The following is an 18,763-nucleotide window of genomic DNA, read 5'->3' as shown; positions in this document are numbered from 1 at the left end:
TTGATATGTTGCATAAAGGAGGGACTTTTTGGAAGTAGTAAATTCAATATGGTTATTTTTCCAAGACCAAATATTAGGCATGAAATGGTTAAATGGTTTAATCGGTAATGGACTATCACAACTAGGGTTAGACATTAATAGTCGATTAGGTGGAAGTATTCAATTCTTTTTGTATGATGTAATCAAAATCACAATTTTGTTATGTTTACTGATTTACTTTATTTCGTATATTCAAAGTTACTTTCCACCAGAAAGAAGTAAGAAAATTTTAGGACGTTTTCATGGTATAGGAGCAAATATTATATCCGCATTGTTAGGAACAGTCACACCATTTTGCTCATGTTCTTCTATCCCACTATTTATAGGCTTTACAAGTGCAGGACTACCACTAGGAGTAACTTTTTCATTTTTGATTTCTTCTCCTATGGTTGATTTAGGAAGTCTTGTATTGCTAATGAGTATTTTCGGTGCTAAAGTCGCTTTTGCTTATGTAATTATCGGTTTGATAATTGCTGTGATTGGTGGTACTTTAATTGAAAAATTACACATGGGAAAATATGTGGAAGATTTTGTCAAAAATGCAAGTAGCGTTGATATTAGTTCCCCTACCTTAACCAAAAAGGACAGAGTTCAATATGCTAAAGAACAAGTGATAGGAACATTCAAAAAAGTATTTCCATACATTTTAATTGGTGTAGGGATTGGAGCAATTATCCATAATTGGATACCTGAAGCGTGGATCGAAAGTATTTTAGGAAGTAATAACCCGTTTGGTGTTATTTTAGCTACTCTTGTCGGTGTTCCTATGTATGCTGATATTTTTGGAACAATACCAGTTGCAGAGGCATTACTTGCAAAGGGGGCACAATTAGGTACAATTTTATCATTTATGATGGCTGTAACAACATTAAGTTTACCGTCTTTAATCATGCTGAAAAAAGCAGTAAAACCTAAATTATTGACCTTATTTATTGCCATTTGTACGTTTGGTATTATTATTGTAGGTTATCTCTTTAATATTTTTAGTACATTATTTATTTAAAAGGAGCGAATAAGAAATGAAATTATTTGGAAAGAAAAAAGAAACAAAATCATGCTGTTGTGGTGAAAATTGCACATCAGAAACAATGCAAAATGTAGAAAACAAGAAACAAGAGCAAGGCATTAAAATATTAGGTTCAGGCTGTGCCAAATGTATGGAATTGGAAAAAGCAACTAGAACAGCAATATCTGAACTTCAAATAGATTATGAGATTGAACACATTACAGATTTTGCAGAAATCGCCAGTTATGGAGTAATGTCTACACCTGCATTGGTGTTTAATGGCGAAGTAATATCCTATGGAAAAGTATTAACCGCAGACGAAGTGAAAGCACTATTGAGTAAGTAATAAAATGAAGAAAGGTCGGTAATTTATTTATGAAAAAACCTAAAGTGGCTTTTGTCTGTGTTCATAATTCTTGTCGTAGTCAAATTGCGGAGGCATTGGGAAAGCACCTTTCTTCAAATGTATTTGAAAGCTATTAGCTGGAACAGAAACGAAACCACAAATCAATCAAGACGCAGTTCGTTTAATGAAAGAACTGTATCAAATAGACATGGAAAAAGCACAATATTCCAAACTGTTGTCAGAAATACCGCAAGTAGATATTGTGATAACAATGGGGTGTAATGTAAATTGTCCTGTAATTCCATGCAAATATAGAGAGGATTGGGGATTAAGTGACCCTACTGGAAAAAATGATGTTGAGTTTTCAAAAATAATTCACTCAATCCATACGAAAATACTTGAATTGGCAGAGAAAATAAAGAATAATGAGTTGATTTCAAGGAGAAATTAAATGAAAATATCAACGAACAGCATTGTCATAAATCGTTTTAAGCATACCGTTAAACAATCTAATATGGCAGTTATCAACATCTGAATATAAGGAAATTTTGAAGGCTCGTGCAGACTAATATGTTTTGTGCGGGCTTTTTTCTTGCCTTCTTTTTTACATTACTAAAAGGTATAGACGGTATTCCCGTTTATATATTTCAGCATATGCGAAAAGGGGTGAGATTGTGAATTATCCAATGTCAAACAGCTTGAATGTAGAACAACAGATAACTATTTTTGTGACTACACATCATTTGAAGTCTTAAATACTACAATCCAAGTGTCAAACGAAAAACTTTCTATTGCTTTACATAAGTTGTCGATTAAAGAACGTGATGTAATTTTATTACGCTATTTTCAAGGTATGAGCGACCAAGAAATTGCAGAATTATATCATGTATCACGTTCTGCTATTTATCGCAGAAGAAGTAACGGATTGAACAAACTTAAAACATTATTGAAAGAAAGGGACTGAACGAATGAGAAAAGAATATGGCTACCCTCATGAGATGTAATATGTAAAGCGTCTACTGGGAATGAAACTGCGATAAAGGAAATCTTGAATTTCTATGATGCTTATATCTGTAAATTGTGCTTACGTCCATTTTACCACTCTGAAAATGGTAAAATCACTATGCAAGTTGATGAAGAATTAAAAAGTCTAATTCATGCAGAAATGATGAAAGCAATCTTGAAGTTTGAAATCAGAGTGAAGTAATTATATTATATGAATGAAAAATGGGAGATACACAGATATTCAGTACTATCTCCCATGTTGTTTTTAGTGTCATATCAAGGCTCATTCAATCGTGGTAAAATGAGTGCTTTTCTGGAATAAAAATACTTGAAAGTATAGTGTTTATGCGGATAATTGAAAATTAGTTTGAGTTTCGGTAAAAAAATAAAAAACAGGTAAAAAGTTATTCACAAATTGCCTGTTTTGCTTTATTTATAAGGAAAATCAGCCTCTAAAATGTTATAATAATTTTATCTCAATAAACAAAATTTAGGAGGGATTTTCCATGAGTTATTTTACCACAGATCTATATGAAACGAAAAGAGAAATTGTCAATTTTTCTAATAAATTATCAGACAGTCTTGATAAACCTGCTGCCAAGTTTGTCATGGACATGATGTTTGGTCTTGCAAGAAGTCAAAGTGTTCTACTTAGCGATATTGCCAGAGCTCTTGATGAAAATATCAAGCTCAATTATACAATTGACAGATTATCCAATCATTTGGCTCAATTTGATGATGAAGCAATGAACCAAATGAAATCCAATTATAATGATATGGTTATCAAGCATCTTAGCGAAGACAGGATCATTTTACTTGATAACAGTGAAATCATCAAAAAATATGGAAGAAAATTTGAAGATCTTTGTATGGTCAGGGATGCTTCCTCACTTAAGGATGACATTTATCCTGGATACCATGTATGTGAGGCAACTGCCCTCACACAGGATCAACATCATCCAATATCTTTGTATAGCCATATCTATTCAACTGAAAGTGAAGGATTCAAGTCAATGAACGATGAAACAATAAAGAGCATAAAATATGTCAAATCTCTCATTCCTGAAAGATGTACATTTGTATGTGACAGAGGATATGATGCCAATGTATTTTATGATTACTTCATAGATGAAAATCATAATGCAGATGATTTCATCATCAGACTCAAAGAAAATAGAACATTATTGTTTAAAGGGAAGCCAAAGAAAGTAGGAGAAATCGCCAAAAGAAGAAAAGGCAAGATTAAGATGAACATGTATTTTTCTAAGGAAGACAGTGAAGTCTATGTATCACATACGAGAGTGGAACTGCCATCACAAAAGGGAAGGATATTAAATCTAGTCATTGTGTATGGATTAAGTGAAGAAAAACCGATGATGCTTTTAACGAATAGAGAGATCAGGAATAAAAGAGATGTGCATAAGATAGTGAGGGCATATATGTCAAGGTGGCGAATCGAGGAGAAATTCAGATTCAAAAAGAATCAGTATGGTTTTGAAAATATAAGAGTAAGGACGATGAAATCAATAAATGTATTGAATACGATATTGATGATGCATATAGGGCATATAACACTGTTGGCAGAGAAAGTAGACAAGAAATTACTGGTCATAAAGATGATAGAGAGAAGCAAATCGCTTAAAGGAAAGAGATATTACTGGTGCTATCAGATCAGTAAAGGGATACAGGAAATATTAAAATATGCACAAAAGGGAATCAAGGAGTTTCAAAATATAAGAGAGAAGCAGGAATACAGGCAGCTGCAACTGAAACTATAAAATGAACATATAGTAAATAATAAAAAAGGTCATGAAAATGACACTTTTTCAGCTACAATAAAAAGAGAACAAAAACAAAAAAGATGATATAGATAAGAAAACAAGGGTTATGACAATAAACAACAAGACATACCCTTCAAAAAAGAATGCAAAAAACCGAAAGTCAAAAAAATTAGATATAAAATTTCTTTAGAAAGTATGATATAATTGTTAAACCACAAATTCTGCGATAATGTTAACTGCAGATTAATTTATACTGATTTATCACGTCCTTTTATTTTTAACCGCAGATTATTTGCTACCTGCTGATGGATAGTAAGTGATCAATGAAAAAAGGATATATCATATCGATACATCCTCATAGTTATATTGTTCAAATATACTTTTTATCGCGTATGCAATCCTTCTGCTTTCTAATTCATCATCTATATTATCATACACAGATTCCGTATTCCACATGATATCTGTTGGATATGCCAGTGGTATAAATCTATCCTGGTTTTTTCTTATGATTTTATCGTAGTAATGTATAAACAATTCCCATTCCCCGCTTATTGCGTGCATCTGACACCTATATATACTTTTTTCTGTTTTTATGTTAAATGTATAATATGGTCTAATTTCTATGCAGTCGATCTCCCCAACCTGTTTTTTATTTTCTCTATCTTTATATATATAATCCATCTTTCCTATCCTATCATTAATTCCTTGCCTGCTTCCATGATCAGTTCGCTATCAATGATATCCTTTTTATAATGCATTCCTAATATCAGGCTCTTACTGATGATCTGATTGAGTATCCTGACGGAGGTATTCATCAGTGTATAAAGTGTATGATAGCTTTCTTTTGTAAACAGGTCTGTTCGGCAACCGACCGATTCCAAACGTGATTCCACATAATTTTTTACTTCTTCTTCATTGAATCCTGTAAACGTATAATTCATATTGATACGTTGTCTAAATGGTTCCAGGACTTTAAGTCGCAGTGTTCTTATAAATTCATTCTGCCCTACGAATATCAGTGTACAGTAATCTTTTGAATCATAATCAAAATTCATAAGCATGATGAATTCTCTAAGCACTTCTTTTCTGAGAAATTGTGCTTCATCTATCGCTATAATGACTTCCATTTTGTTTTCTACTGTCAATCTTCTCAGTTCATCCTGGATAGCTTGAAACATCTTCGACTTTTTTGTCATCTCTTCAAGCCCCAGTGCATCATTAAGCATTCTGTAAAAATCTATGGCTGTAATCGTTGTCATACAGATATAGATTACTACATATCGATTGGGGTTGAGAGATTCCAATGTTTTTCTCAGACATGTGGTCTTTCCCATCCCAGGATTGCTTAAAAATACACCGATTCCTCTTGATTTGATGATAAATTCCAATCGGTTCGTCATCTGTTTAAAATCATTAGATTCATATAATGTTTTAATCATTGTATCTTTAGTAAATGGATTTCTGTCCATTCCGTAATACGTTGTCATTTCCATTAATAAATAATCTCCTCTCTTCTTGTCCTTCCGTTTTCAACCTTATCTGTCCTACTGATTGGAACTTTCTTTTTTCGGATATATCATACAGATAGGTATTTTCAAAAGTTCTTGGATCATATCGAATGATTACCCTCATCCCGATATAAATGGACGGAACATCAAATAAAACATTTTCAATCAATACGGTTGAATCTCCATTTACCTTACGTGTCGTTTCATGCATGAACACATCGTCAAGCCAGGCTCTGTATTCAACGGATGATTTATTGGATAGCTGACATACCTCCACGTCCTTCATATCGTACATGTATCTTTCCAATGGAGTGTGATTGTCGTGAATGTCATCCTTCAGTGAAGAATGAGGGGTACGGTTATATTCGTTAATCCAACTTTTTAATCTCATATTGAGCTCGGTCAATGAATGATAATGGCTTCCATGATCCCCATTCATCCATCTCATCTTGATGGTAGAAAAGAACCTTTCAATAACGGCCTTTCCTTCCGGTGAATAAGGTGGATTGTAGATGATTTTTGTGCCCAGCCTTGCTTCTATCTCCTTGGTGCTTTTATTTTTGTAGCTTGATCCATTGTCAAGGATGATCATCTTACTTCTCCCATATCTTAGTACTGCATCATGCCATACCTTCTGAAAATTAACGGCATTATCATTAAAAAAGAATTCAGCACCAACTATCATTCTTGAATGATTATCGATGATGGCAATCAGATAAGTTTTTCTGTACTCACCGGCTTCATCAAAAATATAAAAGGTATGACAGGTATCCGCTTCATATCCATCACATGAATGAGCAAATTCCCATGTACGTCTTTCTTTTGTGACAGGTTTTGACCCATGACGCAATCCTGAATTTTTAATGTACCTCTGAACAGTATCTACCGATACATCACCTACGTTGAGGAGCCCCTTTTCAATCATTCTTTCATAGATCATGACGCCTGTCATTTTAGGGAATTCCTTGATCATATCGCTAATAAAATCTTTATGGCGATTGTCCAGCTTCCTGACTCTTCCGGCATCCAGACGATCTTTAGGCATCAGTTCATCAAATCCACAATTTCTATAAATATAAAGCCAATTCTTTAAAGTTACAGCAGAAAACTTTCTTCTGGTACCATCGGGCCAATCGACCTCATTCTTGGAGACACGCCTAAAATAGGCTTCAGCGGATATATCCGTAAATGTAGCCGAAACGACAGGTGCAATAAGTGAAAATTTGACCTGTGCAACGAGTTTTCTGTACTCGTAACGATCAGTATTCTGTTTGTTCATAACTTTTTACCTCCCAAAAAAGTATAGAACAGTGAAAATGATAAAGATATTTCCATCTTATTTATTTTTATATTCTAATGATCATCATTTCACGAAGGAGCAAATAATTTGCGGTCATATTGAAATAAAGCATGGGAACTCAAATCGTAGATATCATTCATGACATCCTCATAAAGATAAATCATTGAAACAAAAAAAGACATGCGGTAACTGTTTCTAAGCTGCATATAGTAGCGTAGATAGCACATGTATTTTTTGATCCATCTGTAGATTGTAGAAATAGATATTCCATATTTATTTGAAACATCATTTACAGTCAATGAAGAATAAAATTTATCAAAAAGGACAGATAATATAAAAGGAATAGAATATTGGCAATGAGGCACAATGAAAAGATGAGGAAGGACAGCATGAAAATGTTTGCAGTTTTCACAGTAAAGCACGGGAATCGAAACAGTTTCCTCAACAACGGCATTATCACGGAAAGTAATAAAATAGCGATCATAAGAGATAAAGAATTTAAAATTAGGTGACTTACATATATGATCATCATGGATATGAAACGCAGAGAGTTCCAGATGATTTAATAAAAAGGTTTCGAGAAGCTGAAATTCACTAGCAGAGAGAGAATGGTTAAAATTAATAGGACAAGTTTGAAAAATATGCTTGATTAAAACAGAAAATGATTGTACCATAGTAGCGGGTGGATTCATCAAAGATGAACCCAGGAGAAAAGATGAGATTGAGCCTGCAAAACTGAACCTATCTTTTCTCTTTTTCCTTTCTTAAGATTAAAAAAATCAGTCAAAATAAATAACACATAGAATATTATAAATCAAAAAACAGATAAAGGATATAAGAACTGCGGTTTCTAACGGCAAATCTTATATCCTTTTGATTATATTAATCTGCGGTTTTTCATCTAAATTGATTTTGTAGAGTTTTCGGTTTAACATATAATACGGATGTTTGATTGTTAATGATTATAAAAAAGTTGCAACCCTAAGTTACAACTTTTTTAACTGCCATTTTTCTTTTGTAATACCATAAAGAATACCAATTGCATCAGCTAAAAACCAGCCAATAGGAATAGCCCACCATATGGCTATTGTTCCTAATATTGGTGCAAACAGATAAGCTAAAGCGACACGTGTTCCTAGTGATGCAATTGTTAAAACAACGGAAATACCTGGTTTACCTACACCACGATAATAACCATAAAGTAAAAATAAATATCCAATTCCTAAATAACACATACCTTCTATTTGTAAATATTCAACACCTTGACGAATAATTTCGACTTCTTCAGGATGAATAAAAATCAACATCAAAATAGGCGCAAATATATAAACAATCAAAGAAATAAATAGACAGAAAATACCTGAAATAATCATGGCTGATTTTAAACCTTTTTGAATACGCTCAGGAAGATTTGCCCCTTTATTTTGGGCAATAAATGTTGAAAAGGCATTGCCAAAATCTTGTACGGGCATATAGGCAAAGGAATCAATTTTCACAGCTGCCGCAAAAGCTGACATGGTGATAACACCAAAACTATTAACCAATCCCTGAATCATTAAAATACCAAAATTCATCACGGATTGTTGAATACATGTGAGTAATGAATAATCTTTAATTTTCATAAATATATCTTTATTAAAATAACAATGTTTTTTGGCTGGTAAAAGATCTTTTTGTTTAATCAAAACATAAATCATAATGCCAAAACCACTGATAGCTTGAGCAATAATTGTCGCTAATGCGGCACCACTGATACCCATATCAAAAGAAACAATCAAATAAATATCTAAAAAGACATTGATGATGGAAGCTATTGCTAAAAAATAAAGGGGGACTTTGGAATTACCTAAGGCTCTTAATAATGAAGAAAAATAATTATAGAGGAAAGTAAAAAAGAAACCAATAAAGATAATGAAAAGATAATCATAGCTTTGTTGATAAATATCTTGAGGAATATTCATAAAATGTAAGATAGGGTGAATAGCAAATAAACAAAGAATCTCTAAAAGAATAGAAAACAAAGCAATACCAATAAAAGAGATAAAAAAAGATGTTTTCATTTTATCTATTTGTTGACCACCATAATACATAGAAAATAAAATGCCACTTCCCATACATAAACCTAGAATAATGGATGTCAAAAATGTCATTAAAGTAAAAGATGAACCAACTGCCGCTAAAGCATCAGCTCCTAAAAACTGTCCGACAATAAATGTATCTGCAACATTATAAAACTGTTGTAATAAATTCCCTATAATCATAGGAATAGAAAACAGAATTAATGATTTGGTAATAGAACCATGTGTTAATTGATTATTCATAAAAATATACACCTCATTTCTATATGATAAAAAGAAACAAGATACTTGTCAATCATTCATTTCATCATGATTTTCATGAATTCTTATGGAAAGGTACTAAAAATCAGTTATAATAAGATTTAAAGAAAACAAAAGGAGAAGCCTATGGATTTTTTATCAAATATTAATTTAAAAAAGAATACACTGACAAAGAGTGAATTAAAAGTCTGTGAAAAAATATGTGAGATTTAAGTCTTGTACAACAATATTCTCTAACAAAAATGTCTAAGCGTATTCATATTACCAAGACAACGATTTTACGTTTTTGTAAAAAGATTAAACTTTAATAAATTCAAATGAGTATTTGATATTTAACTTTATTAATTATCACTATATTTTAATATAAACTGCCAAAGGCAGGTTGCGTATACTATATCATTTCATGTATCTAAAGTGTCTACAATATATATTCTAAAAGTATAATAAATTTCTACAATTCTTATAGACCTTAGGACGATGTCTCAACAAGATTTTTTTATAGGTGCAAAAGTCAGAGTTTGCTATACTATAGGATAATCATAGTCCATTATTCTTTAGTTAAGGTAAAGAATATTAATATATCAAAAAAGAGCTTGTATTAATATAATTGGCTATAATTAAATAGTACTTATAGATTTGCAACTAACAATTATTTGCTTATTGACATTAAAAAATCCTCTAACTTTTGTAAAATAAAATCTACTGCGTTACTTCTTGATTTTAGCATTTCAATCAAATCTTGATCAGTCAGATCTAATATTAGTTTGCCATGTTCTTTTAAACATCCTTGTGCCGCAAACTTTGCAGATTTAGAAAAACCTTTTCGAGATATAATTATCACAACATTACGAAGTGCTACATTAAATAGGTGTTTTCAGAAATATAAATTAAATTCTGGTCGATAGTTTTTAAACTCAAAAACGATAAAATGTGAATTATAATACTGAATAAGCATCTGCCATAAAGGATGTGGATGAAAACTTTCGCTATTTTGATTTATTTTTAAAGCTCCTATTAAATCCATTCTAAAATGTTTATCTTTAGTTTTGTGTTGGCTTGATAAGGCATTAAAATATGTTGATTCAAAAAGGAAACGAATTATCTCTTCACAGATTTTCTCGTATTCCTTAGAATATTTTTGACCAGTTTTACAATTTTCTAACTGTTGAATTAATTCATATGCTTTATTACATTCTTTGAAAGATTTGCGATAACTGTTTTAATAAAGATGAACTTTCTTTACAATAAAATACTAAATTATCTATATCCCAAACAACAATATTATATCTTTTATAAATAACATCTTTTTGAAAACTTGGTATCTTGCTAAATACCATTAATAATACAATATCTTTATCTGGAATCTGTTGTATAGTTTTTCGCATTACAATATCTTTTAAAAGAGAATTACCAGATGTTGGAGAAACAAATTGACTTTTGTAAGTTTTACATTCACACCACAAATGTTTATCTTGATATTTCATACATAAATCCCATGTTTTAACGTCTCTTTTCGTTTGTGTAGTATCTTTAACATACCCAAATTGTTTCAATAACTGCTTGCTAAATTTCTCGACAGCGAAACCTAAAGCTCTATAATCCATCGCAGGTGTAATGATACCATCATTAACCGCTTGCTTGAACTCATGCTTAAAAACTATATCAATTGGATAAAAAAATTAATCTTAGTTAAATTTATATTAGATGTAAATATAATGTTAGTATTTTTTTGGCATTCAAGTGTATTAAACCTTTTTTGAAACATGACTACATCATAAAAAATTAAAATCTGATACTCACTTATTTTTTCTTTGGAAATTTAAGGACGTTCTATATGTTTTTCTGATAAAAGATTTTTTAATTGTTTTTTAATTATCACTGAATTAGTAATAATTAAATTTTTAGTATTTGCTTTTTTATTTATAGTGTTGTTTTTTTATTTTAAGAATGAATGTGATTATCAAAATAATTGACTTCAAAAAAAGAACAAGTCACCATAAGGGAGACACTTCGTAAAGAAGTTGTCTCCCTTATGCTTTTGTAGTCAGCCAAAATGATTGAATTGTAAGGATAATTCAACTTATAACGGAGGATTGTATAATGAAAAACTTTATTGAAGAATTTTACTATGGTAACATTGAAGTGCAAGCGAGAAGTACAAAACAAAGAAAAATATTACATAGTGCTTGATGAATACGAGCGTAGAATTATTATTAACAGCCTGAATGAATTAAGAAACCATTTGATTAACAACGGAAGATACACAGACGCAGTTAATGAACTTTTGCTTAAAATCGTAAATGGAAAGAAAAAGAAGTTTAAAATAATCTACAAGGAGGCATGATTATGCAGCATAATATTTATGATGAGCAAACAGGTATCAGTTATACATTGCAAGGTGATTGTTATCTTCCTGATCTCACATTACTGCCTGAGGAAGGAAAACACATTGGTATATGGGGAAAGCAGCACGCAAGGTATCTTAAAGAACATCATAAAGTGAGGTATGCGAACTTACTGACAAGCGGTAAGCTAAACAGTTATCTTGCTGATATTGATGAGCAGGCAAAGGAACTGTTTTTTGGTTGGTTGAACAAATGAAAGAACAAGAAGGCATAACTGAAAAACTGAAATCTGAGAATCCGTTGTGTTGGATTGGAAAAATGAATAATATTCGAAATAGAGCAGAAGAATTAATAAACCGAGAATTGATTTTTGCTTTATTGACTATAACAAAGAACAGAAACAAAATCACATAACACAAATAAATTTGTCAAGAGAAATTTTTAAAAATTCTTGCAAGGTGCAGAAAAAAGTGGCATAATTTTTAATAGATATATACACCTCTGAGGGCAACACCTCTGAGGGCAACACCTCTGAGGGCAACACCTCTGAGGGCAACACCTCTGAGGGCAACACCTCTGAGGGCAACACCTCTGAGGGCAACACCTCTGAGGGCAACACCTCTGAGGGCAACACCTCTGAGGGCAACACCTCTGAGGGCAACACCTCTGAGGGCAACACCTCTGAGGGCAACACCTCTGAGGGCAACAACACCTCTGAGGGCAATGGAAAGGAATATGCTCGGAGGAGGACTGTAAAAACCACCCTTCTTCGAGAAAAAACGAAGGAGGGATTTTGTTTTGAAACAGAAAAAATGGTTAGCAATGCTGCTGGCAGTTATGATGGTCTTTACGATTACTCCGACAACGGTATTTGCTGTGGGAAACGGAGAAGGAGACAAAACAGTTCCCGGTTGGGTGGATAATAATAATGGACATCCGAAATATGTGGAAGAGACTTTTGAGTTTGTAGAAGGAAATATCGCTTATTCTGTAGTGGAAGGTGGCGTTGAAGTTTCATCCTGGTATTGGTCTTGGTATCCTCATAACTGTGCTTCTCATGTTGATCATGTGTTTGCCGGTTCAGAATACAGCAATCGTGGAACAATGACAATTCCTGCTTCTATTACTCACGAAGGGAAGAAATATAAAGTAGTTGGTATTGGAAGCGGTGCTTTTTATAACGTTTCGAGTACTAAAGTTATCTTGCCGGAAGGGTTGGAATATCTTGCTGATCGGGCATTTAAGCAAACAAATGTGACTGAAATTAAAATTCCATCCACTGTAAAAAGAATTGGCGAAGATGGCTTAAGATCATCGTTTACCCAAATTACTTTTGCTGAAAACAGTCAGCTTGAAGAAATTGGAAATATGGCGTTTCGTGGATATAAGGGAACATCTCTTGTTTTGCCTGAAGGTGTGAAACAAATCGGTGGAAGAGTGTTTGAAGCATGTACTAATTTATCCTCCATTACCATTCCGGCTGGTGCTGAATTTACAGCAACTCCTATATTTGGTGCAACCTATCAGCAATTCTCTTATAAAGGTGAAGTGGTATTTGCGCAAGGAAGTAAATATCGATATATTGACGGTGTACTCTATGATGACGATACTGCTATTGAAATTCGTGAAGAACAGCAAAATATCGTTATCCCCGAAGGAATTAAATATATAAACGAAGGTTTTAGAATCTATGATACAGTACAATATACATCGATTATCGAGTCTATTACACTTCCGGATTCTCTCGAAAGTATCGGAAAGCACGCGTTCCGTGACTGCAAAGCTCTCAAAGAAATTGTGATTCCTGAAAATGTAACGGAAATTGGAAACGGTGCATTTTTAAGCTGCACATCTCTTGAAAGAGCAGAAATCAAAGGAAATGTCACGGAATTAAATGCAACCTTTAGCGGGTGTTCCTCTTTGACAGAAGTTGAGTTGACTAATACTATCAAGAATATTGGCTCTCAAACATTCAGCGGTTGTAAAAGTTTGACCGGTATTACACTACCTACAGATCTTGAAACAATTGGAATGAAAGCATTTTTTAAGTGTACAGCATTGACGACTGTTATTATTCCAGATGGAGTAACTACTATTTCTGATCAAGTATTTGGAAATTGTAAATCAATTAAAATGTTAGTTTTACCTGGTTCTGTGAATACAGTTGGAAAACAAGCATTCCAAGGTGCATTTAATCCCACATCTGCCACATGTATCATGTTGAGCGATAATATACCAGAGAATTTTAACGAAAATGCATTTGGAACCAATGGGGCTAACCGTCCTAATAAAGATACATTTACACTAATAGTTCCAGCCGGTGCTGAAAAAGCCTATGCTGCAAACGAACAGTTGAAATCTTTTGTTACAAATCCGGATGGAAGCATTAAAGATGGTATCAGCGTAGGTGTTGAGTTCCCGGAAGCCACTCAATTCTGCCCGGGAGAAACCTTTGAAATCAAATACATTATGCCTGAAGGTGCAAGTGAAGGAATTCGATTTGATTCTACACCAGGAATGGATTTCAAATATGATTGGAATAAAGAAACAACTTCCTATGTTGTGACATTAATAAGCGGTGAAGGGACTATAAAAGCAACACCTGAAATCAATACAATAAAGGCAGGAAACATTTTCAAACAGTCGAAAGAATTTACCGTTGGTCATAGCTACAGCGAGTGGAAACAAACGAAAGCACCTGACTGCACAAATCCGGGAACGGAAGAAAGAATTTGCGCTGACTGCCAAAATAAGGAAATAAGAGAAATTCCGGCACTCGGACACGGTGAAACCGAACTGAAAAACGCTAAAGATGCTACCTGTATCGAAGAAGGTTACACCGGCGATAAAGTTTGCAAGGTGTGTGGTGAAGTTTTAGAACAAGGTAAAGTAATTCCGAAACTTGCTCATAGCTACGACGAGTGGAAACAAACGAAAGCACCTGACTGCACAAATCCGGGAACGGAAGAAAGAATTTGCGCTGACTGCCAAAATAAGGAAATAAGAGAAATTCCGGCACTCGGACACGGCGAAACCGAACTGAAAAACGCTAAAGATGCTACCTGTACCGAAGAAGGTTACACCGGCGATAAGGTTTGCAAGGTGTGCGGTGAAGTTTTAGAACAAGGCAAAGTAATTCCGAAACTTGCTCATAGCTACAAAGATGGAAAATGCACAGTCTGTGGCGTGGCTGATCCAAACTATAAACCGACAGAACCGGGTGACGGAGATACCAATGCTCCTGAAACCAGCGACAGCAGTAATATGACACTCTGGATTGCCCTGCTATTTGTATCAGGAACCGGACTGCTCGGAGCAACTGTATACAACAGAAAGAAAAAATAGAGCAAATAATCAATGATGAAAATGTCTTGTGATCATCTCACAGGACATTTTTTTGTAGTGTGCCAGGGCATGGCATACATCTAGTTGGTGAAAGTCCAATGTTAAACCGAAAACTCTACAAAATCAATTTAGATGAAAAACCGCAGATTAATATAATCAAAAGGATATAAGATTTGCCGTTAGAAACCGCAGTTCTTATATCCTTTATCTGTTTTTTGATTTATAATATTCTATGTGTTATTTATTTTGACTGATTTTTTTAATCTTAAGAAAGGAAAAAGAGAAAAGATAGGTTCAGTTTTGCAGGCTCAATCTCATCTTTTCTCCTGGGTTCATCTTTGATGAATCCACCCACTACTATGGTACAATCATTTTCTGTTTTAATCAAGCATATTTTTCAAACTTGTCCTATTAATTTTAACCATTCTCTCTTTGCTAGTGAATTTCAGCTTCTCGAAACCTTTTTATTAAATCATCTGGAACTCTCTGCGTTTCATATCCATGATGATCATATATGTAAGTCACCTAATTTTAAATTCTTTATCTCTTATGATCGCTATTTTATTGCTTTCTGTGATAATGCCGTTGTTGAGGAAACTGTTCTTGAAAATATGCGGTGAGTATTTCGTTATGTTCAGGCTTACGAAAAAGAGTTTGCCAAACAGCAGATGAAATGCTAAGGAGAGGAAAAGCAAAAGGAACTGTCCGAAAAACGCAGAGAACTTACCAAAACCGAGAATCGTATCAAAGATATTGATTCGTTGATTCAAAAGATTTACGAGGACAATGCAACGGGTAAGATTTCCGATGAACGCTTTTCCACAATGTCAATGGCGTATGAGGAAGAACAGAAAAGCCTCAAAGAAGAAATATCTGATATGCAGGCGTACCTTGAAACCGAAACGGACAAGTCTGAAAGCTTACAGCGTTTTATTGATAAGATAAAACAGATTACGCAGCCGACCAAGCTTACTGCCGAACTGGTACACGAGTTCATTGAAAAGATTGTGATACACGAACCGGGACACCTTGATGGAAAGCGTTATCAGCTAATGGATATCTATTACAACGGCGTTGGTGTGATACGAGGGCTTACTCCTGAAGAAATGGAAGAAGCCTTTCAGAAGCATCTCGCCAAACGCAAGATAAACAAAGTAAAGACGACGTAACTAATGGCTACACCGTCCCAAACAATCAATATTTAATTCAATTACAAAAGCAACCTTGGGGCACCTTCCTTACGAGGGTGCCTCAATTGATGGCTTTTTTGGTTGTTTCATAAAAAAGAAAATGTTAAAATGTTCAATGGGTGAGAATTATGAAAACAATTGCAATTGTTGCAACCGGAGGAACGATTGCTGGCAGAGGGCAAATAGGTAGAGCTGTCGCTTATCATGCTGGTGAAATGGATGTTAATGAAATTATTCAATCTATTCCTATGCTTAATCAAGTTGCACATATTAAAGAATATCAATTAATGAATGTTGATAGTAATGAAATGACACCTCAAAAGTGGTTGATTTTAGCAAAAAAATTAATGAACTTGTTAAACAAGATGATATTGATGGTATTGTTGTGACACATGGTACAGATACATTGGATGAAACAGCATATTTTTTAAATTTAACTTTACATACATCAAAACCAGTAGTTATTACAGGGGCTATGCGTCCTGCCACAGCAACCAGTGCTGATGGTCCTTATAATTTATATCAGGCAGTATGTTTAGCTGCTCATGATGAAGCTAAAAATCAGGGAGTCATGGGACTTTTTTCAAGCACTATTTTTTCTGGAAGAGATATTCAAAAAGTGAATAATTATAAAGTTGATGCTTTTGAACAGAAGGCTTTTGGATGTTTGGGTTATATGCAAGATCATGAAGTTCATTTCTTTTCAAAAACATTTAAGAAACATACTGTCAATTCTCTTTTTTCAAAACAAGATTATTCTGATTTACCAGCAGTAGGCATTGCTTATTTTTATGCAGGAGCGAGTCATGAGATTCTTTACTCCTTAGCGTTAAATCATCAAGGAATCGTTTTAACAGGATCTGGTAGTGGAAATTATAGTCAAGATTGGTTGCAGGCTATTGAAGATTTAACACAACAAGGCATTATTTTTGTTCGTTGTTCTAGAGTTTCTCAAGGGATTGTTTTTGATGATGAAGTCTTTGATCCACATCATTGTTGTATACCGGGAAATACATTAACGCCACAAAAAGCGAGAGTTTTATTAATGTTGGCATTGACTTATAGCCATGATTATCAGCAAATAAAGGAGTTCTTTAATGAGTACTAAACAACAGGGTATTATTTTTACAATGATTGCTACGATTTTATTTGGCATCACACCAGCTATTGGAAAACTCACATATACAATGGGAAACAATGGTGTACAATTGGCTTTTTTAAGACATTTATTTGTCTTACCATTGTTTTTATTTATTGTTCTTTATCAAGGTCAATCATTGAAATTAAATCGTCAACAATATCGTGATGTTTTGAAAGTAGGCTTTTTGGAAATACATTGACAATTGTTATGTTGTATTCATCTTATGAATATATAGGGGTAGGTAGTGCCACAGTTTTACATTTCTTGTATCCACTTTTTGTTTGTTGTATGAATTTTGTTTTGTATCAACAAAAATTAAATAAACAACAGCTACTTTGTTTGATTTTAGCAATCATCGGTGTTTTGTGTTTTATGGATTCTTCGTCATCATCTTTATTTGGAGCCTTGTTAGCAATTTCGTCAGGTATCTTTTTTGCTTACTATATGGTTGGTATGGATCATTCTTCAATTCGTCATATGAGTCCTTATGTTTTTAATTTCTATCTGGTACTCATGAATACAATAGTGATTTTCTTTTTAGCTTTCTTTATGGGATGTTTATCAATCATGCCGATACAGGGCTATCTTTTATCAGCTATTGTTGCTGTTTTAACATCATTAATAGGGGTTGTTTTATTACAAAAGGGAATATATTGTTTAGGTGCCTCTTTAACCGCAATCTTGTCGACTTTAGAACCTATTACGAGTATTGTGGTAGGCGTTATCTGGTTAAATGAAACTTTAACATTGATAAAAATCATTGGTTGTATTCTTGTTTTGTTGTCAACTTTTATATTGGTAAAAGCTCAAAATAAACAGGAGAAAACATCATGACACTTCAAGAGTTGTATGATGAATTAGCTAAACAGACGTCTTTTATTCTTGCAATTGATGGAATGAGTGGCAGTGGAAAAACAACTTTAGCTTGTCAGTTAGCTGAAAAATTTCAGGCACAAGTCTTTCATATGGATGATTTCTTTTTACCAATGGCAATGCGTACCAAAGAAAGATTCCAACAACCTGGTGGTAATGTACATTATGAACGCTTTTTAGAAACAGTGTTAAAACCTTGGTCTTTAAAACAAGATATTGCTTATCAGCCATTTGATTGTCAAACAATGTCATTATTAGAAACTTGTCATATTCCCTATTCACCATTTTGCATTATTGAAGGCAGTTATGCTTTGCATCCGGTTTTACAATCTTATTATACACATACAATTGTTTTGAAAATCTCTGATAGCTTACAAAAAGAACGCTTATTACAACGAAATCCCCAACAAATAGATACATTTATCAATCGTTGGATTCCTTTGGAAAATCAGTATTTTCAAACTTTTGAGATATTTGAAAAATATCCAGTTTTAGACTGTTCACATATCTAAGTTTGTCCTTGCATATAATGTAGGGGTGATAGA

Annotated in this window: 22 protein-coding genes and 2 pseudogenes; 17 read left to right on the top strand and 7 right to left on the bottom strand. The window is 33.5% G+C overall.

Annotation, left to right across the window (positions count from 1 at the left end; all coding sequences use genetic code 11):
* Positions 1–79: 79 nt before the first annotated feature.
* The 6 genes and pseudogenes from NMU03_RS02525 to NMU03_RS02500 all read left to right on the top strand — a co-directional run bounded on the left by NMU03_RS02525 (position 80) and on the right by NMU03_RS02500 (position 4,174).
* Positions 80–1,042: a permease gene (locus NMU03_RS02525; RefSeq protein ID WP_435372941.1), complete on the top strand. Its 963-nt coding sequence runs from the start codon at positions 80–82 to the stop codon at positions 1,040–1,042.
* Positions 1,043–1,058: 16 nt separating this feature from the next.
* A complete protein-coding gene (locus NMU03_RS02520) occupies positions 1,059–1,391 on the top strand; it encodes a thioredoxin family protein (RefSeq protein WP_290141020.1) in 333 nt (110 codons plus the stop codon).
* 29 nt (positions 1,392–1,420) lie between these two features.
* Positions 1,421–1,842: pseudogene (locus NMU03_RS02515) on the top strand (arsenate reductase ArsC).
* Positions 1,843–2,160: 318 nt separating this feature from the next.
* On the top strand, positions 2,161–2,355 hold the full coding sequence (locus tag NMU03_RS02510) for an RNA polymerase sigma factor (protein ID WP_290141018.1): 195 nt from the start codon (positions 2,161–2,163) through the stop codon (positions 2,353–2,355).
* 84 nt (positions 2,356–2,439) lie between these two features.
* A complete protein-coding gene (locus tag NMU03_RS02505) occupies positions 2,440–2,598 on the top strand; it encodes a helix-turn-helix domain-containing protein (RefSeq protein WP_435372925.1) in 159 nt (52 codons plus the stop codon).
* 304 nt (positions 2,599–2,902) lie between these two features.
* Positions 2,903–4,174 (top strand): transposase, encoded by a 1,272-nt coding sequence (locus tag NMU03_RS02500; protein ID WP_290138468.1) that lies wholly within the window; start codon positions 2,903–2,905, stop codon positions 4,172–4,174.
* Between the two features lie 342 nt (positions 4,175–4,516).
* On the opposite strand, the gene NMU03_RS02495 is transcribed toward NMU03_RS02500, so the two are convergent.
* From NMU03_RS02495 to NMU03_RS02470, 6 genes are all read right to left on the bottom strand, one after another.
* The gene (locus tag NMU03_RS02495) at positions 4,517–4,858 is read right to left on the bottom strand and encodes a hypothetical protein (RefSeq protein WP_290141017.1); all 342 of its coding nucleotides are present in this window, start codon (positions 4,856–4,858) and stop codon (positions 4,517–4,519) included.
* A 5-nt stretch (positions 4,859–4,863) separates the two neighbouring features.
* Positions 4,864–5,670 carry an ExeA family protein gene (locus tag NMU03_RS02490; protein ID WP_272595460.1) on the bottom strand — a complete coding sequence of 269 codons (807 nt, stop codon included), beginning with the start codon at positions 5,668–5,670 and terminating at the stop codon, positions 4,864–4,866.
* The gene (locus NMU03_RS02485) at positions 5,624–6,964 is read right to left on the bottom strand and encodes a TnsB C-terminal domain-containing protein (protein WP_290138106.1); all 1,341 of its coding nucleotides are present in this window, start codon (positions 6,962–6,964) and stop codon (positions 5,624–5,626) included. The genes NMU03_RS02490 and NMU03_RS02485 overlap by 47 nt, the downstream gene beginning before the upstream one ends.
* An 89-nt stretch (positions 6,965–7,053) precedes the next feature.
* Positions 7,054–7,677, bottom strand: a complete 624-nt coding sequence (locus tag NMU03_RS02480; protein ID WP_272595462.1) for a DUF6431 domain-containing protein — start codon at positions 7,675–7,677, stop codon at positions 7,054–7,056.
* 294 nt (positions 7,678–7,971) lie between these two features.
* On the bottom strand, positions 7,972–9,306 hold the full coding sequence (locus NMU03_RS02475; protein WP_290141015.1) for an MATE family efflux transporter: 1,335 nt from the start codon (positions 9,304–9,306) through the stop codon (positions 7,972–7,974).
* Positions 9,307–10,511: 1,205 nt separating this feature from the next.
* Positions 10,512–10,928, bottom strand: coding sequence for a hypothetical protein (locus NMU03_RS02470; RefSeq protein ID WP_290141013.1), 417 nt, complete (start codon positions 10,926–10,928; stop codon positions 10,512–10,514).
* A 524-nt stretch (positions 10,929–11,452) separates the two neighbouring features.
* Here NMU03_RS02470 and NMU03_RS02465 point away from each other — a divergent pair.
* Genes NMU03_RS02465 through NMU03_RS17965 form a run of 3 tightly spaced genes read left to right on the top strand, consistent with a single transcriptional unit; the run spans position 11,453 to position 12,083 of the window.
* Positions 11,453–11,668 carry a hypothetical protein gene (locus NMU03_RS02465; protein ID WP_290141012.1) on the top strand — a complete coding sequence of 72 codons (216 nt, stop codon included), beginning with the start codon at positions 11,453–11,455 and terminating at the stop codon, positions 11,666–11,668.
* Between the two features lie 2 nt (positions 11,669–11,670).
* On the top strand, positions 11,671–11,925 hold the full coding sequence (locus NMU03_RS17970) for a TnpV protein (RefSeq protein WP_435372924.1): 255 nt from the start codon (positions 11,671–11,673) through the stop codon (positions 11,923–11,925).
* Positions 11,922–12,083, top strand: coding sequence for a TnpV protein (locus NMU03_RS17965; RefSeq protein ID WP_435372923.1), 162 nt, complete (start codon positions 11,922–11,924; stop codon positions 12,081–12,083). Before NMU03_RS17970 ends, NMU03_RS17965 begins: the two co-directional genes overlap by 4 nt.
* A gap of 68 nt (positions 12,084–12,151) precedes the next feature.
* Here NMU03_RS17965 and NMU03_RS17510 read toward each other — a convergent pair whose 3' ends face one another.
* On the bottom strand, positions 12,152–12,568 hold the full coding sequence (locus NMU03_RS17510) for a pentapeptide repeat-containing protein (RefSeq protein ID WP_353956651.1): 417 nt from the start codon (positions 12,566–12,568) through the stop codon (positions 12,152–12,154).
* Between NMU03_RS17510 and NMU03_RS02455 the strand changes: the two genes are divergently transcribed.
* The 8 genes and pseudogenes from NMU03_RS02455 to NMU03_RS02420 all read left to right on the top strand — a co-directional run bounded on the left by NMU03_RS02455 (position 12,468) and on the right by NMU03_RS02420 (position 18,730).
* Positions 12,468–15,014 carry a leucine-rich repeat domain-containing protein gene (locus tag NMU03_RS02455; protein WP_290141010.1) on the top strand — a complete coding sequence of 849 codons (2,547 nt, stop codon included), beginning with the start codon at positions 12,468–12,470 and terminating at the stop codon, positions 15,012–15,014. The two genes, NMU03_RS17510 and NMU03_RS02455, sit on opposite strands and share 101 nt — an antisense overlap.
* 341 nt (positions 15,015–15,355) lie before the next feature.
* Entirely contained in the window at positions 15,356–15,634 is a 279-nt protein-coding gene (locus tag NMU03_RS02450; RefSeq protein ID WP_290141009.1) for a hypothetical protein, read from the top strand.
* 141 nt (positions 15,635–15,775) lie between these two features.
* Positions 15,776–16,183: a DUF4368 domain-containing protein gene (locus NMU03_RS02445; RefSeq protein ID WP_290141007.1), complete on the top strand. Its 408-nt coding sequence runs from the start codon at positions 15,776–15,778 to the stop codon at positions 16,181–16,183.
* 149 nt (positions 16,184–16,332) lie between these two features.
* Positions 16,333–16,853, top strand: a pseudogene (locus NMU03_RS17505) (asparaginase); the annotation flags it as partial.
* A gap of 27 nt (positions 16,854–16,880) precedes the next feature.
* Positions 16,881–17,312: a hypothetical protein gene (locus NMU03_RS17500; protein ID WP_353956671.1), complete on the top strand. Its 432-nt coding sequence runs from the start codon at positions 16,881–16,883 to the stop codon at positions 17,310–17,312.
* Positions 17,302–17,544, top strand: coding sequence for a DMT family transporter (locus NMU03_RS02430; RefSeq protein ID WP_290140998.1), 243 nt, complete (start codon positions 17,302–17,304; stop codon positions 17,542–17,544). Before NMU03_RS17500 ends, NMU03_RS02430 begins: the two co-directional genes overlap by 11 nt.
* Positions 17,541–18,179: a DMT family transporter gene (locus NMU03_RS02425; RefSeq protein ID WP_290140995.1), complete on the top strand. Its 639-nt coding sequence runs from the start codon at positions 17,541–17,543 to the stop codon at positions 18,177–18,179. The genes NMU03_RS02430 and NMU03_RS02425 overlap by 4 nt, the downstream gene beginning before the upstream one ends.
* Complete coding sequence (locus tag NMU03_RS02420) at positions 18,176–18,730, top strand: uridine kinase family protein (RefSeq protein ID WP_290140992.1); 555 nt, start codon at positions 18,176–18,178, stop codon at positions 18,728–18,730. The genes NMU03_RS02425 and NMU03_RS02420 overlap by 4 nt, the downstream gene beginning before the upstream one ends.
* Positions 18,731–18,763: the final 33 nt, after the last annotated feature.

Source organism: Allocoprobacillus halotolerans (assembly GCF_024399475.1).
GTDB lineage: Bacteria > Bacillota_I > Bacilli_A > Erysipelotrichales > Coprobacillaceae > Allocoprobacillus > Allocoprobacillus halotolerans.
Note: the sequence above shows the minus strand (reverse complement) of the source record. Positions and strands in the feature narration are given on the sequence as shown.